Source organism: Paraglaciecola sp. L3A3 (assembly GCF_009796765.1).
GTDB lineage: Bacteria > Pseudomonadota > Gammaproteobacteria > Enterobacterales > Alteromonadaceae > Paraglaciecola.
In genome coordinates this window covers 2821002-2836256 of sequence record NZ_CP047023.1, presented here as the reverse complement: position 1 = coordinate 2836256, position 15255 = coordinate 2821002, and the positions used below count along the sequence as shown (strand labels likewise).

Here is a 15255-nt window from a genome sequence, read left to right as displayed (position 1 = left end):
TTTTGAAAACTTAAGCGTATTGTAACTTATTCCAGTCAATAGCAATAAGCCTATAAAAAATATATTTTGACACATTTATTAGTCAATTAGTAACGGGAACCATGGCATAATCTAATTATAAATAAGTTGACTGAATTTTACGTTTTATGGGCTCTAACACGGATATAGTATTTTTAAATGGCGAATATATGCGGATGCATGAGGCGAAAATATCGCCAATGGATAGAGGCTTTTTATTTGGAGACGGAATTTATGAGATGGTACCTTCATATAGCGGTAAACTCGTTGGCTTTGCTTTGCATATTAAAAGAATGCAACAAGGTTTAGCTACAATTGGCATTCAGTTATCTAAAAGTGATAAATATTGGCGGGATATTGCAGAAAACTTAACGGCTAAAAACGGTAATGGAAATCTAGGTGTATATTTACACGTAAGTCGTGGGGCCGATGTTAAACGTTTCCATGCATTTCCTGATAAAGTTACTCCTACGATATTTGCCTTTGTGTATGAAATACCAACTGAGCCAGCTGCTGATAAAACCCTGACTAAGCAGTTTAAAGCGAATAGTGCTGAAGATCATCGTTGGAAACATTGCGATATAAAATCGACTTCGTTATTAGGTAACGTTATGCATTTTCAATCGGGTCAAGAATCAGGTGTAGATGAGACTATTTTATATAATGCCCAAAACGAATTAACAGAAGCCAGCTCGTGTAATGTGTTTATAGTCAAAGGTACTAGTGTGTTGACGCCTCCTTTGGATAAACAATTATTACCTGGTATAACCCGTTTAATGTTGATCGATATCTTACGTCAAGAGCCAACATTAACGATTGAAGAACAAGTGGTGACTATGGACGAAGTGCGTAACGCAGATGAACTTTGGGTTACCAGTTCGAGTAAAGAAATAGTGCCTGTTGTTGAACTAGACGGTAAACCCATAGGGAATGGAAAAGTAGGGGATATTTGGCAATTGGCGCAAACTTTATACAGCAAAAATAAATTTAATTATTAATCACTTATGTCACGACCTACAAAAATAATTATAGATTTAGCCGCTATTCGGGCCAACTGTCAATTGGCACAATCTTTAGCACCACACTCTAAAACACTTGCGGTTGTCAAAGCTGATGCTTACGGGCATGGTGCTGGTCAAGTGGCGCAGGCGATAGAACCTTTAGTTGACATGTTAACTGTGACTTGCTTGGAAGAAGCCTTAGATTTACGACAAGCTGGTATTAGTAAGCCCGTTTTGTTGCTTGAAGGTTTTTTTACCGTAGATGAGGTTGATCTTGCCTTAGCTAATGACTGCGAATTGGTCTTGCACACTCAAAGACAAGTCATAGAAATATTGAGTATGACATTTTCTCAACCGATCCGTGTTTGGTTAAAGGTCGACACGGGCATGCATCGTTTAGGGATATCTGCAGAGTTTGCCCATTCTGTGTATAGTATGTTGAATGACTCGCCGAATATTAGCCAAATCATTTTAATGAGTCATTTTTCTTGTGCGGATGAACTAAAAAATGGCTTTACTCGCCTGCAATATCAGTCTTTTACTGAATGTCTCGAACTAATTGAATATCACGCAGGGGTGAATAAAAACTGTATAGTAACGAGTTTTGCCAATTCAGCTGCTATATGTGGCTGGCCTGATTATCATTTAGATTGGATACGGCCGGGTTTAATGCTGTATGGAATTAGCCCATTCGATACTCCTCATACACAGGGCGACAAATTGCTCCCAGCTATGACCTTTAGTTCTGAGGTGATTGCGGTTCGCCATATTGAAGCGGGTGATTCAGTGGGTTATGGTAATACTTGGACCGCTTCCAAACCCTCCGTCATAGCAACAGTCGCGGTGGGTTATGGTGATGGGTATCCAAGAAATATAAAATCTGGTGCACCCATTATCGTGAATGGACAAAGAGCAACCTTAGTAGGCAGAGTGTCTATGGACCTAATTTGTGTTGATGTTACCGGAATATCAGATGTTGCAATTGGTGCTGATGTCGAACTTTGGGGTAAAAATCTGTCAGTTAATGAAGTCGCCAAGTGGGCAGATACTATTGGTTATGAATTAGTGACACGCATGCCTAGTCGTGTGAAACCTAGTTACATTAATGAGTAACAGCATTCACTTTGTTCATAAAGCATGGCTTCGCCATTAAAAAAACGTGAACTCAAACCTTGTCATTCCTGTGCCCTTCTAGTCCTAAGTCCATTCTATAAAGTCAGAATGTTGAGATATACACTCGATTCTTGCTATTCACTAAAATCTATCTCCTAGCTACAGCTTTGCCAGCTTTTTTCTTTTACCGAACCACTCAGTTCCAAGCCGATTTTATCTGCTTGTTTCTTTCCCTTTCTTGTAACTCGAATCTCGCTACTGTTTAACCTCTGGAATATCGATCAAAAAATCAGTGACGCCGATATCGACATTTAATTGGTTTAATAGGGTACTGACTTGCCCTCTGTGGTGAGTTTGATGATTAAACAAATGGTTGAGCAGCTCCGCAAAATTACGTGTACTTTGCACCCCTTTAGTATTTGTATATGTGTGGGGGGCTGATAAGTCTTCTTCCTTCACCTCTGTTGATAGCCATTTTATCAGGATGTTATCTAATACTTGCCTCGCCACATATAAGCTTTCTATCTCAGGATAAATGATTGTGTCTAATTTAGTGGTAATAGGAAACTCAGTTAAAGCTTGTAAACTTAAGTAAGTGTCTGAATGTGTGGCGAATCTGTTTAACCAGATCAAATCGCCTACCAATAAATGATTTAAGGTGCCAATAATAGAGCCGAAGTAAGCCCCTTTATTTTCAGTTAAGTCCTGACTTGATAGTTGACGAGCAGCTTCGAATACTTGACCATTCATTCGTAAATTATACTGCGCCATTAATAAGAAGTGATTTGGTTGCTGCATCTACATTTCTTGGTTGGTGAGTAGGTTAGCAGTGTAAAGGGTTTTTGTTGAGTTTTGAAGGAAGAGAGCAGGGGAAATAAAAATCAATAGCTGCCGAAATGCTGATGAATTATAACAGGTCGACAACTACAGACTTCTAAATCAATAATCTAGGTAAACTGAATAGCTTTATTGATCTAGGGGGGTATTAAAATCTTCTGCTAACTCAAAATCACCGGTTACTTCAGTTATTTTATTATCAACAAACTTTATTATTAACTCTTTACGAAAATCTTCTCCGCGTTTTTTCATGCCACGTTTCATTTGATATAAATAATACCAAGTGTCATGATCGAATGAATCTTCAACAACCGGCTTACCTAAGACAAATTCAACTTGTTCTTTGGTCATTTCAATTCGCAGTTTTGCGACGTCTTTTTTATCCAAAAAGTTACCTTGCGGTACATCAATTCGGAAAATCCAATCTGCACAAGATGAGAACATAAGGGTAACGGCGACTACAACTAGTAAATTCTTAAACTTCATTTTCACTCAATATTTTTAGCATTTGAAAACTGCGACTACCTATTTTTAGGTAAAGCCAACCTACTTTTAGCGGAGCATCCTAACCCAGCCCAGTTAGCTCAATCAATGCCTATTTTTCAAGAATTGCTTATTTGTAACAATTCTTTTGCATTAGCAATAGCCGACTCGGTGAGTGTATCTCCAGCTAATAGACGTGCTAACTCCTTAATTCGTTCATTTTCTTTTAAACAAATCATGTGTGTTTCTGTGGTTTTTTTATCGCTAAACTTAGTGACAAACATCTGATTGTGAGCTCTGGCAGCGACTTGGGGCAAGTGAGTAACACAAATAACCTGAGTCGATGTGCCTAATTTTCTTAATAATTCTCCTACTACAGAAGCGGTTGAACCACTGATCCCACTATCAACCTCATCAAAAATCATAGTGGCTACTTGATTGTTACTAGAACTGATAACTTGAATCGCTAAGCCAATTCGAGATAATTCCCCGCCTGATACTACTTTCTCTAATTTATCTTGGGCTTGACCTTTGTTGGTGGAAACCATAAAACTAATGTGATCTAAGCCTAATTTATGTGGCGTGCCAAATTCATCGTGTTTCACTGTAATAGTAAATTCAGCATCAGCCATATTCATTTTATGGATATGTTGTTCAACTTGTTTAGCAAAGGATTTTGCCGCTTTTTGTCTAGAGATATTTAATTTTTGGGCGACAGCACGATACTCGGTTTCAAGCACTTGTAATTGTTCTTTCAAGCCATCTAATAAAGAGTCATCTTGCACTAAGTCTTGATATTCTTGGCTTAACTCTTGGTGTAAGTCATATAAAGTTTCAGGCTGTACATTATGTTTTCTTGCTAAGTCTAGGGCTTGGGAGTAACGAGCTTCGACGTTTTGCATACGCATAGGATCAATTTCAAGCTGTTCGGTATACGCTCTGAGTTCAGTTGACGCTTCTTCAATTTGAATGCTAGCTTCAGTTAGCATAGTAACAATCGGGGTTAAACTGGCATCGTGCTGTTGCAATTCAGTTAATCTGTCTAGGCTATTTTGCACCGCAGACAGGGCATTAAACTCTTCTGCCTCATATAGTTGATGAAAACTAATTTGACTTTGTTCTAGAAGGGTTTGGCTATGACTTAATTTTTTATGTTCTAACTCTAATTCTATAAATTCACCTTCTGCTAACGCAAATTCGTCTAACTCAACAATTTGGTAAGACAGTAACTGGCTACGATCATCTCTTTGTTGCTGACCTTCTAGTAAGGCTTGATATTGTTTTTGTTGGTTCCGTAAAGTTTGGTAATGTTCACTGACCGAATTGATTAATTTTTGATGTTCAGCATATTGATCGAGTAAGTGAAGTTGGTGGTCATTTTTAAGAATTTGTTGATGGGCATGTTGGCCATGAATACTGAGTAAATAAAAACCTAAACTTTTAAGTTGTTGCAAAGGTACAGGTGTGCCATTAATAAATGCCTTAGAACGTCCCTCAGAAGAGATCACTCGTCTAATGAGTACATCATGGTCATCAGCCAATTCATGCTGTTCTAGCCAACTTAAGGCCGCAGGCAGTTTAGAAATATCAAAACTCGCACTTACTTCAGCTTTTTCTGCGCCAGTTCTGACCATTCCACTATCAGCTCTGTCACCTAAGCACAATCCCAAGGCGTCCACAGATATGGATTTTCCCGCACCTGTTTCGCCGGTGACGGCTGTCATACCAAGATTAAATTCAATATCTAGTGTTTTTACAACCGCAAAGTTTCGAATGGAAAGGTGAGTTAGCATAGTAATACCTATACCTGTTTAATTATACAGTGGTGTAAATATAACCATGCTTTGGGGTTGTGTCTAGCATTCAAATAAAAAAGTTTAAACTTTGTTCAGGAACTTGGCTTAATAAAGTTTACTACCCCAACCAAGTTTTGTTCTTAATACATTGAAATAGTTGTAGTTTTCAGGGTGTATTAGAGTAAGTTTAGCTGGGTTTTTACTGATAATAACTTGGTCGCCTGGTAGTACAGTTAATACTATATGGCTGTCACAACTCACTTGTAAGTTGTCTGAATTATCAGGAGAAACTTTTAATTTTACTATACTGTTGGCATCTACCACTATAGGGCGACTACTTAAAGTATGAGGGAACATTGGTACTAAAGTTAACGCATCTAAGGTTGGAGTAAGAATTGGGCCACCACCTGATAAGGAATAAGCAGTAGAACCTGTAGGCGTGGCGACTATTAATCCATCAGAACGTTGGCTAAAAACAAAATGGTTGTCTAAATAGACTTCAAACTCCATCATGTGAGCTACTTTCCCATGGTGTATAACTACTTCGTTGACCGCGGTATCATGGCTTTGTAATTCTCCTTGGCGATAGACTTCGACGGTTAATAAAAACCTTTCTTCTATTTGATAATTTTCATCAAAAATACTATCTAATTGAGGTTCTATATCATCGGGATTAATGTCGGTCAGAAAGCCTAAGTTCCCCCGGTTAATACCTACTACAGCCACATTGTATTCAGCTAAAATCCGAGCGGCGCCTAACATATTGCCATCCCCACCCACAACAATAGCTAAGTCTGCTTGTTTGCCAATAGTGTGAATATCAGCGGCTTCAAAACCTTGAGAGTCTAATTTTTTTGCGGTGCGTTCTTCAACTAACACCCTGCAGCCGCGTTTAGTGAGATAAACGATTAATGCTTTAAAGCTAAGATTAGCATCTGCATGTGCTTGTTTGCCGATTAAACCAACAGTATTAAATTTCATAGAATTACGATATATAGCGATATGGGCAGAAGTATACCCATTGCATGTAATGAAAGTCATTTCTTTCTGTGTATTTAGTGCATTCTTTAAGTTTTCATTGACTGCAAGAATGGATTCTTTTTATAGTCGTTCAATAATTATTATAAATAGGAAAGGATTGATGGGGCCAATAATGTTAGACATTGCAGGTTATGAACTGTCATTGGAGGAAATAGATAAGTTAGACCATCCACTTGTCGGAGGCTTAATTTTATTTAGCCGAAATTATTATGACCAAAAACAGTTGGCCGATTTAGTAAAACACATTCGCATGGTAACGCGTAATGATGTGATCATTGCTACAGACCATGAAGGAGGGCGAGTTCAGCGTTTTCGACAAGGTTTTAGTAAAATACCTGCTATGGGTGATATAGCAATAAAATCGGACTATTATGACCTGAAAGATGAAGATGTCTGTCAACATTTAGGTTGGTTAATGGCAGCAGAATTACAGGCTTTTGATATAGATATTAGTTTTGCCCCCGTGCTCGACATTCATGGCGTATCAGAAGTTATAGGCGATAGAAGTTTTCATCAGCAACCAGCACAAATTATTAAATTGGCTAGTCATTTTATAAAAGGAATGCACCAAGCCGGTATGAAGGCCACTGGTAAACATTTTCCAGGTCACGGTAATGTCTTAGAAGATTCCCATATTGCTATGCCAGTAGATAAACGCACTCGCCAAGACATTTTTGAACACGATATGGCAATTTTTGCCGCTATTCATCAACAAGGCTTGTTAGATGCAGTGATGCCAGCCCATGTTATTTACCCTGATGTAGATGATTTACCTGCTGGATTTTCAAGCACTTGGATCAAACAAATTTTGCGAGAGCAACTTGCATTTGATGGTGTGGTGTTTTCTGATGATTTATCTATGCAAGGTGCGGTACAAATGGGAGATATTGTACAGAGGGCTGAATTAGCGATAACTGCAGGTTGTGATATGGTTTTAGTGTGTAATGATGCCACTGGTGCGACCAAGGTGATTGATGGTTTACCTAGCAATATGCCCCATTCTTTACGAGCTAATAGCTTGCGTAAACAAGCCTGTTTAGATTTTAAATCTTTACAAAAAACAGATAGGTATCTAGGTGTGCAGAAAATATTAGATCAATTCCATGCAGACTAAAAACAAATTACTTCTGCTTTCGATATTTTCGTCTGTGGCTTTTTATTTTATTTTGAATTATTTAGGTAACACCTCAGTTGTTTCGGCTACTGCGGCCATCACCTTATTCACCGCTATGCTCTGGGTGACTGAAGCTTTACCTATTCCTGTTACCTCTTTAATCCCATTTTTTGCTTTTCCTATGGCCGGAGTATTAAGCCATCAACAAGCGGCATCGGCTTTAGGGAGTCATGTCATTATATTGCTGATGGGGGCATTTATGTTGTCAAAAGCATTAGAGAAGTCCAACGTGCATAGTCGTTTAGCTTATTATCTAGTAAACGTAACAGGCGGTAAAAGTGCCAAACGATTGGTGCTAGGCTTTATGTTAACCGCTGCGATTTTAAGTATGTGGATTTCTAACTCAGCCACTACTTTAATGTTATTACCTATCACCCTTGCAGTATTAAAACATGTGAAAGATCCTAAATTGACTGTTGCAATGTTATTAGGGATTGCCTATGCCGCTAGTTTAGGTGGCGTGGGTACACCTGTGGGTACACCGCCGAATATTATTTTTATGAGTGTTTATCTTGAAACCCAAGGTAAAGAAATCAGCTTTTTAGAATGGATGAAAACTGGCGTTCCTATTGTTGTCATTGGTATTCCTATTATTGCTTGGTGGTTAACCCGTAACCTAGAAAATACACAAGAATATATATTACCTAAATCAGGGCAATGGCAACCTGCCGAAAAACGCGTATTAGCTGTGTTTTTGTTTGTGGCATTAGCATGGATGTTTCGACCTTATTGGACCGTATGGCTACACGTCACCACAATCGGTGACAGTAGTATTGCATTGGCGGGCGTGGTTATGATGTTTCTGATCCCCAACGGCAATAAGCCTAAAGAGGTTACTAAAACTGCCACTAGATTTGGTGAAGTGGCTGAAAGTCAAGGATCGAATAAACTACTCGATTGGCAAACCGCAGTGTCGATTCCGTGGGGTATGTTGTTATTATTTGCTGGCGGTATCTGTATTGCTAAAGCTTTTGCTGAATCAGGTTTGAGCCTTTTATTGGGGGATGCATTGAGTGGGTTGTCTAGTTTGCCCATACCTCTATTAGTTTTATCTATTTGCCTATTCATTACTTTTTTAACTGAAATTACCTCAAATACCGCTACAGCCACTTTATTTATGCCGATTTTGGCTGCAACTGGTATAGCCGTGGGTATCGATCCTGCCTTAATCATGATGCCTGCCGCCATTAGTGCAAGCTGCGCATTTATGTTACCTGTCGCAACTGCACCCAATGCAATTGTCTATGGTATGGATAAATTCAGTATTAAAACTATGGCCAGAGAAGGGTTTGTATTGAATATTATTCTTGCCTTTGTGGTGACTGGCGTAAGTTATGTCACCTTGTAAAGATGGTTATTCCATTTTTAATATTGATTCTGTCTATTTATATCGTACAGTTTAAATTTTTGTGAAAGGTTTATTCAATATGTTTAATAATGAATTTGGTCGTTATTTAACAAAATTTTCTAGGTTGGCCACTGTCGTATTTATTTCACTTGTCAGTAATTCAAATGCTAATAAATTAATGCCCGAGATTGATGTCAATAAAGCGGATCCGAATCAACCCAGCTTTACTTCTTTTAACGATCAAACCCCTAAAGGAATGGTTTGGCAAAAAGTAGCAAGATTATCAGACGAGTTCGATCATTGGGATGCTAAAAAATGGACTAAAACTAATTGGAATTATGGCAACACACCCGTCAATATGTTGGATAAAAACTCTGGGGTAAGTGATAGTAATTTATGGATAAAAGCCACATTAAATGACAAGAGTGAAGACAGATGGTTCGAAACATCACGTGTACGCTCCATAGCAAAAATTAAATTCCCTATGTACACAGAAAGCCGGATTAAAACCGCACATATTTCTGCTTATAATACCTTCTGGTTGAATAATGGTAATGTTAATAACCGTGATGAAATAGACATAATCGAGAATAATTCGAACCCTTCTAGAGACTATGTCAATGAAGATTATCCATGGCAAATGAGTTCACAATATTTTGTGGTTAAAAATGGGCAAACGGAACGTGCTAAAGGGAATTTTGACAACCGCAATTTATCTGCTGCAAATACCCTCAAGGGCGTTAAGTGGAATGATGAATATCATGTGGTTGGTGCATGGTGGAAAGATGCCCACAATGTGCAATTTTATTTAAACGGCGAATCTGCTGGTAGCATTAAAACTAAAAAACTATTCACATTAGAGCTACATCTAATTTGGGATCTATGGACCCAAGATTCATCCTGGGTTGGCGGTTTGCCTAAAAAGACAGATTTATTAGATGACTCTATTAATACTATGAAGATTGATTGGGTAAGAACATGGAGATTGACGCATCAATAAATTTCAATTTTGTCATTTAAAAATCTTGGTTACTTCACTTTTTTGCGGTTTTCTATTGAGCTGTGAATTTAGTGAGCAAAAAGCCCAACAACAGCCAGCACCTCAAGTAGGTCAAGTTTCTTTAGCTAATGTTTTAACGGCAGGGCCATTCGGTGCTTGTGTGATTGATCAAGAGCTTAATACCCATTGTTGGGGCAAGAACTACATGCAGAAAGATGCCGATTTTGATTGTCGTTTGCATCCTGATAAGTGGGGCCAAATTACAGAGGTGTCAATAGCTGGGCAACACAAGCCTTATACTTGTTTTGGTCGGGCTTATGCTCCACATGATTTAGGTAAGGTGTTGGCTAATGCTGAAACTCATACAGGTGTTTGTTCCATTTTAGCTGAGTCAAAAAACAGCCTGTCTAATATACGATGCTGGGGCCCAGAGATGAATACTGATACTCCTAACTATAAAGATTTTGTCAGCATATCAGGTGGTGATCGCCATGCTTGTGGTATTAGATATAATGGTGATGTCATTTGTTGGCCAACCACTAGTGATGCTCAGCAAACCAATTACAATAGAAATTGGGCTGGTAAATATCCAAGGCCACCTGCAGGGCTTAAAGCCAAAGCTATCGCAAGTACGGGTGATGCAGTTTGTGCCATTCGTAAGTTGGACGATAAAGTGGTTTGCTGGGGAGGGCTACAAGCACCCCTTGCTCTAAAAGCTAAACAAATATCCGTAGGGGGTGGTTGGCCTGATTATAGCAAAATAGGAAAACCAAAGTTTCCAGCGCAAGCTTGTGCTATTGATATGTCAGACCATGTTATTTGTTGGGGATCCGGTAAAGCATTAAACGTACCTGATAGTTTAACGGCCAAGTCTATTGCCACTTATTCAACAGGTTCTTGTGCTGTGACCCTAAACGGCAAGGGAGTGTGTTGGGGGGAAGATATTAACTTGAACCCTGATTTTTATGTTGATGAAAAGCCTAAAGGGCATAATTTGCAGTATGTTTCGGCCGCTAAAGGGGCTGTTATATTTATTCGTGAAGACAATAGTGTGTATGTATATAGAGGGTACCAAAGTATTGAAAAACCTTACTTTATACCGCCACCTTTGGTTAAAGCATATACTCAGTAATAATCATATTTATCCTACTTGTTATGGGATTTTTAAATAACACTAGAAATTAATAAAAGGAAAGAAAAATGGGAAATACTGTGAATGGCAGTTGTTTGTGTGGAGCAGTAAAAAGCACAGTAACTGGTCCTTTTAATCGCTTTTATCAATGTTATTGTGATCGATGTCAAAAGAAGACGGGCTCTGCTTTTGCGGCTTTAATTTTTACGAGCCCTGATAGAATTGAGTGGCACTCAGGTCAAGAACAAACCAAACGCTTTGATTTACCTAATGCGGTACGTTTTAGTAATAACTTTTGCACTAATTGTGGCTCACAGGTGCCTTACTTGAGTCGAGATGGTTCACAATTAGTAATACCAGCTGGGTATCTTGATGGTGATCCAAAAATACGCCCTATGGCGAATATTTTTTCTGCAGAAACACCTTGTTGGTTTGAAGAAGGTCAAACTGCAGATAGGTTTAAGCAGTACCCAGAATAAGACAATGAAAAAGGCCATTGATAATTATCAATGGCCCCTAATCTTGTGATTAAGGATTACTTATCTCGACCTAAAATGGTTGTTTCCGATTTTTTCGCTGCCTTTGCTGCTTTTTTTTCTTTTGCGGTTAATAAGGGTTGTTTCTTGGCATTTTTTTTACTGTCTTGTCCTTTACTCATAATATTTTACCACCTGTTGTAGTTAAGCCATTTGTACATAATTGGATGTAAATTCGTCAGTAATTGAATTTTTAGATGGAAATTCAATTTAAAAACACGCTTCTTATTCAAAGCCCAGGTTTAGTAAAGCAATGAATAACCTGTTATTAGTCAGTTAAATTAACTTAACTTAAATTAACTAGACCCAAGTCAATGTATAACAAAATCAGTATGGCCTTATGAATGAACAATAGATAGCAATTAGTATTATCGATTTTGATAAATTATCAGCTTTTCAGTTTTTCCTTTGATCTATATACTCTTGGCGGCTCAAAATTTGTCATTAAAGGTCTAAATATGAAATCACTATTTACTATTATCATTGTTATCACATTGGTTTCCGTTGTTTGGTTTATCAAGCAAACCAATAATAGTCCCCAAGTAGTGAAAGAAACTAGTTTCCCTGTTATTTCTAGAGAAGATATTTTGAACGCTACTGATTTGAAAGCAGGCGTTAAACTAGCTGTTCAACAAGTTAATGATCAAGCAATTAGTGAGTGGCTTGAAAAAGCCAGTGATTTAGCCGAAGAAGCCGGTTTACCCGCTGAGGACATCAGCTATCTGCAATCCAATTTAGCCAAAAAATTTGTAGTGTTTCAAGCTAAACGGAGTTTGTTCAACGACGCCGTTGAACAGGCTTATTATGCAATAGAAGATATCACGCCAATAAAAGAGCAGTATCCTGAAGCGCAGGATTTATTTGTCAAAGTGGATGCTTTATTAAAAAAACGCAACAAACTGATCGAACAAATAGCCAAAGAATTGGCCGGTGATAAACCCGTTGATGATGAGTTCTTACAAGCGGCTCAACAACAATGGAAACAACAAGTTGCTAATAGACAAAAGCAATAGTCTCTTACTCGTTTCTTATCAGAGTTATTTACACTGAATATATAATTTATTTTGTGATTTCTAAATACTGTTGGCATATTACCATTTAGCATATTTGTTCATAATAATATTTATACTCAATTGTAGTTATTTTATTACACGACACACTCTTATGGTGTTGCATGAGACTTTTAACATCTGAATTTATAAATACCCAATAAAATTAACTGTTTAGATATTTTCAATAATCCATTCAACGCTATATAAAGACGATCTATCGTGTATTCTGCAAATCTTGATATTAATATATTGTAATACAATATATTTTTTGTCATTATCTGTTTTACAAATTTTTTACATCACTGGGTTAAATTTAGAATGAAACGATTAATAATTGGCTGTAGCCAAGCCTTAATGCTGGCCTTTTTTAGTAGTAGTGGAACCGCACAAGTTAACAGTGCAGAAATTAGTGCTGATGCACTCATGTTACAGGGTAGTGGTTTTTTTATCCGGGAAGGGATGATCGCTTTTCGAGAACGTGATGGCAAAACCACAGGGCAGGTTAGTTCAACAGTGCCAATGGGCAACGGTCGTTTTGATATTAGTTTACATACAGCCGGTGACAAAAATGGGCAATCTACCTATACATTGAAAGTAGGTGAAAGTGTAGTGGGTTCGTTTACTGCACCTGAAACCAATAAAGATATAGATAACTCTGATAAATTTATTGCCACTTTTAAACGTGTGGAAGTAAATGAAGGTGAAAAGTTTACTGTTAGTGTCAAAAATTCTAGTAAAAACGGCAAAGACTTTAGTCGTGGATATTGGTCAAAAATTGTTTTTAAACCGATTGATTATGATCCAGGTAAAGCAAAATCTGATTTAGCCACTTTACGTTTACAAGAAGAAATAGAAGCAGGACCTGCTTTAATATCACCTAGGCATGCTGATGGAAATGCAAGTGTAGTTATCTCGGGTGAGAAAAAACAATGGCATGATGTAATATTAACTATGGATGGACCTTTTGCTTATGAGCAAGATATCGAGCCTAATCCATTTTTAGATTATAGAATGTCAGTCACTTTTGCCCACGAGTCAGGTGTACCGACTTATACTGTACCAGGTTATTTTGCTGCTGATGGTAACGCTGCTGAAAGTTCTGCAGAATCAGGGGTAAAATGGCGTGCACATGTATCTCCTGATAAAGCTGGGAAGTGGAGTTATCGTGTGTCCTTCGTTAAAGGTGAGAATGCTTCTGTCACACCATCTGTAGGAGAATATGTTTTTCCTTATCAAGGTGTTTATGGCACATTTAAAGTGGCTAAAACGGATAAGAAAGGCAAAGATTTTAGAGCTAAGGGCCGTCTACAATATGTTGGAGGACACTATTTACGTCACGCTGGAACAGGTGAATATTTCTTAAAAGCCGGCCCTGATGCTCCTGAAACTATGCTGGCTTATGCCGATATTGATAATACTTTTGGTGTTAAACCTAACCTTGCTATTAAAACATGGCAGCCTCATGCACAAGATGCAAAATCAAATGATCCAACTTGGCAGGGTGGTAAAGGTAAAAACTTATTAGGTGCATTTAACTATTTATCTGACAAAGGATTAAATGCCTTTTCATTCTTAACCTACAATGCCGCAGGTGACGGCGACAATATTTGGCCTTATGTTGAACGTAACGGCAAGTTTCACTTTGATACGTCTAAGTTAGATCAGTGGGGGATTCTATTCTCACATGCACAAAAATTAGGCTTGTACCTGCACTTCAAACTGCAAGAAAATGAAAACGATGATAACCGCAAAAAAGGTCCAGTTATCATCAAAGAATCTTTAGATGGTGGTTTATTGGGTATTGAAAGAAAGTTATACCTAAGAGAAATCATTGCCCGTTATTCACATCACCTAGCGTTAAATTGGAATTTAGGCGAAGAAAATACACAAAGTTATGAAGAGCAAAGAGATATGGCTGAGTACATTTTAAATGTCGACCCGTATGATCATAATACTGTTATTCATTCATTCCCCAATCAACAAGAAAAAGTTTATCAGCAGTTATTAGGTGCTCAATCTGTTTTAACGGGCGCGTCACTGCAAAACAGTTGGAAACATGCCCATGAAAAAACCTTACGTTGGATTACGGCATCTAGAGCTGCAGGTAAACCTTGGGTAGTGGCCAACGATGAACAAAATCCAGCAGGTATGGGTGTACCACCGGATCCTGGTTATAAAGGATTTGATGGCTGGGCTGAAGACCGTGAAATGAAATATAACCTACATGATATTCGTAAGAAGACTTTATGGGGTAATCTAATGGCCGGTGGAGCAGGCGTTGAGTATTATTTCGGTTATCGCCTTTTAGAAAATGACTTAGTGGCTGAAGACTTTAGAAGCCGCGATAAATCATGGGATTATGCGGGCATAGCTGTGCAGTTTTTTGCAGATAATGACGTACCCTTCCATCGTATGCGTAATATGGATCAGTTAGCTGCAACGGATAAAAATGTTGAAGACCCTTATGTTTTTGCTAATGAAGGTGAAATATATTTAGTGTACTTACACACAGCAAACAAAACGACTTTAGATCTTAGTTTAGACAAAGGAAAATTCAGTGTACGTTGGTTCAATCCTCGTACAGGTGGACGTTTGGAAAGAGGCACGGTTAGCAATTTGAGTGCCGGTGGTGTGGTCAATATAGGTCAGCCTAAAACAGAAAAAAATGAAGATTGGTTAGCGGTAATCCGTAAACTATAATTTATATTGAATGTTGCCAACCTT

The 15255-nt window shown here is 38.1% G+C and carries 14 protein-coding genes; 9 read left to right on the top strand and 5 right to left on the bottom strand.

Annotation, left to right across the window (positions count from 1 at the left end; genetic code table 11):
- Nucleotides 1-146 precede the first annotated feature (146 nt).
- Together GQR87_RS11840 and alr are read left to right on the top strand one after the other, a co-directional pair.
- A complete protein-coding gene (locus tag GQR87_RS11840; protein WP_158969552.1) occupies nt 147-1016 on the top strand; it encodes an aminotransferase class IV in 870 nt (289 codons plus the stop codon).
- 6 nt (nt 1017-1022) lie between these two features.
- A complete protein-coding gene (alr, locus tag GQR87_RS11835) occupies nt 1023-2132 on the top strand; it encodes an alanine racemase (protein ID WP_158969551.1) in 1110 nt (369 codons plus the stop codon).
- A 255-nt stretch (nt 2133-2387) separates the two neighbouring features.
- On the opposite strand, the gene GQR87_RS11830 is transcribed toward alr, so the two are convergent.
- The 4 genes from GQR87_RS11830 to nadK all read right to left on the bottom strand — a co-directional run bounded on the left by GQR87_RS11830 (nt 2388) and on the right by nadK (nt 6229).
- Nucleotides 2388-2930, bottom strand: a complete 543-nt coding sequence (locus GQR87_RS11830; RefSeq protein WP_158969550.1) for a DinB family protein — start codon at nt 2928-2930, stop codon at nt 2388-2390.
- 168 nt (nt 2931-3098) lie between these two features.
- The gene (locus GQR87_RS11825; RefSeq protein WP_158969549.1) at nt 3099-3455 is read right to left on the bottom strand and encodes an outer membrane protein assembly factor BamE; all 357 of its coding nucleotides are present in this window, start codon (nt 3453-3455) and stop codon (nt 3099-3101) included.
- A 116-nt stretch (nt 3456-3571) separates the two neighbouring features.
- Complete coding sequence (gene recN, locus GQR87_RS11820; RefSeq protein WP_158969548.1) at nt 3572-5245, bottom strand: DNA repair protein RecN; 1674 nt, start codon at nt 5243-5245, stop codon at nt 3572-3574.
- Nucleotides 5246-5353: 108 nt separating this feature from the next.
- Nucleotides 5354-6229, bottom strand: coding sequence for an NAD(+) kinase (nadK, locus tag GQR87_RS11815; protein WP_158969547.1), 876 nt, complete (start codon nt 6227-6229; stop codon nt 5354-5356).
- A gap of 172 nt (nt 6230-6401) precedes the next feature.
- Between nadK and nagZ the strand changes: the two genes are divergently transcribed.
- From nagZ to GQR87_RS11790, 5 genes are all read left to right on the top strand, one after another.
- Nucleotides 6402-7403, top strand: a complete 1002-nt coding sequence (gene nagZ, locus GQR87_RS11810) for a beta-N-acetylhexosaminidase (RefSeq protein ID WP_233267251.1) — start codon at nt 6402-6404, stop codon at nt 7401-7403.
- Entirely contained in the window at nt 7393-8811 is a 1419-nt protein-coding gene (locus tag GQR87_RS11805; protein ID WP_158969545.1) for an SLC13 family permease, read from the top strand. The genes nagZ and GQR87_RS11805 overlap by 11 nt, the downstream gene beginning before the upstream one ends.
- Before the next feature lie 79 nt (nt 8812-8890).
- Nucleotides 8891-9811 (top strand): beta-agarase, encoded by a 921-nt coding sequence (locus GQR87_RS11800; RefSeq protein ID WP_158969544.1) that lies wholly within the window; start codon nt 8891-8893, stop codon nt 9809-9811.
- Nucleotides 9812-9866: 55 nt separating this feature from the next.
- Nucleotides 9867-10943, top strand: coding sequence for an RCC1 domain-containing protein (locus tag GQR87_RS11795; RefSeq protein WP_158969543.1), 1077 nt, complete (start codon nt 9867-9869; stop codon nt 10941-10943).
- A 68-nt stretch (nt 10944-11011) separates the two neighbouring features.
- Nucleotides 11012-11422, top strand: coding sequence for a GFA family protein (locus GQR87_RS11790; protein ID WP_158969542.1), 411 nt, complete (start codon nt 11012-11014; stop codon nt 11420-11422).
- Nucleotides 11423-11478: 56 nt separating this feature from the next.
- Here the strand turns inward: GQR87_RS11790 and GQR87_RS22545 are convergent, their stop codons facing one another.
- Nucleotides 11479-11601: a hypothetical protein gene (locus tag GQR87_RS22545; protein ID WP_255456423.1), complete on the bottom strand. Its 123-nt coding sequence runs from the start codon at nt 11599-11601 to the stop codon at nt 11479-11481.
- 336 nt (nt 11602-11937) lie between these two features.
- Between GQR87_RS22545 and GQR87_RS11785 the strand changes: the two genes are divergently transcribed.
- Together GQR87_RS11785 and GQR87_RS11780 are read left to right on the top strand one after the other, a co-directional pair.
- Complete coding sequence (locus tag GQR87_RS11785; RefSeq protein ID WP_158969541.1) at nt 11938-12492, top strand: hypothetical protein; 555 nt, start codon at nt 11938-11940, stop codon at nt 12490-12492.
- Nucleotides 12493-12849: 357 nt separating this feature from the next.
- The gene (locus GQR87_RS11780) at nt 12850-15231 is read left to right on the top strand and encodes a DUF5060 domain-containing protein (protein WP_158969540.1); all 2382 of its coding nucleotides are present in this window, start codon (nt 12850-12852) and stop codon (nt 15229-15231) included.
- The last annotated feature ends 24 nt before the right edge of the window (nt 15232-15255 follow it).

Coding starts and splice junctions, on each gene's coding strand:
- nagZ (WP_233267251.1), top strand. CDS start 6,402: ATGTTAGACATTGCAGGTTATGAACTGTCATTGGAGGAAATAGATAAG.
- GQR87_RS11805 (WP_158969545.1), top strand. CDS start 7,393: ATGCAGACTAAAAACAAATTACTTCTGCTTTCGATATTTTCGTCTGTG.
- GQR87_RS11840 (WP_158969552.1), top strand. CDS start 147: ATGGGCTCTAACACGGATATAGTATTTTTAAATGGCGAATATATGCGG.
- GQR87_RS11800 (WP_158969544.1), top strand. CDS start 8,891: ATGTTTAATAATGAATTTGGTCGTTATTTAACAAAATTTTCTAGGTTG.
- nadK (WP_158969547.1), bottom strand. CDS start 6,229: ATGAAATTTAATACTGTTGGTTTAATCGGCAAACAAGCACATGCAGAT.
- alr (WP_158969551.1), top strand. CDS start 1,023: ATGTCACGACCTACAAAAATAATTATAGATTTAGCCGCTATTCGGGCC.
- GQR87_RS11790 (WP_158969542.1), top strand. CDS start 11,012: ATGGGAAATACTGTGAATGGCAGTTGTTTGTGTGGAGCAGTAAAAAGC.
- GQR87_RS11825 (WP_158969549.1), bottom strand. CDS start 3,455: ATGAAGTTTAAGAATTTACTAGTTGTAGTCGCCGTTACCCTTATGTTC.
- recN (WP_158969548.1), bottom strand. CDS start 5,245: ATGCTAACTCACCTTTCCATTCGAAACTTTGCGGTTGTAAAAACACTA.
- GQR87_RS11785 (WP_158969541.1), top strand. CDS start 11,938: ATGAAATCACTATTTACTATTATCATTGTTATCACATTGGTTTCCGTT.
- GQR87_RS22545 (WP_255456423.1), bottom strand. CDS start 11,601: ATGAGTAAAGGACAAGACAGTAAAAAAAATGCCAAGAAACAACCCTTA.
- GQR87_RS11780 (WP_158969540.1), top strand. CDS start 12,850: ATGAAACGATTAATAATTGGCTGTAGCCAAGCCTTAATGCTGGCCTTT.
- GQR87_RS11830 (WP_158969550.1), bottom strand. CDS start 2,930: ATGCAGCAACCAAATCACTTCTTATTAATGGCGCAGTATAATTTACGA.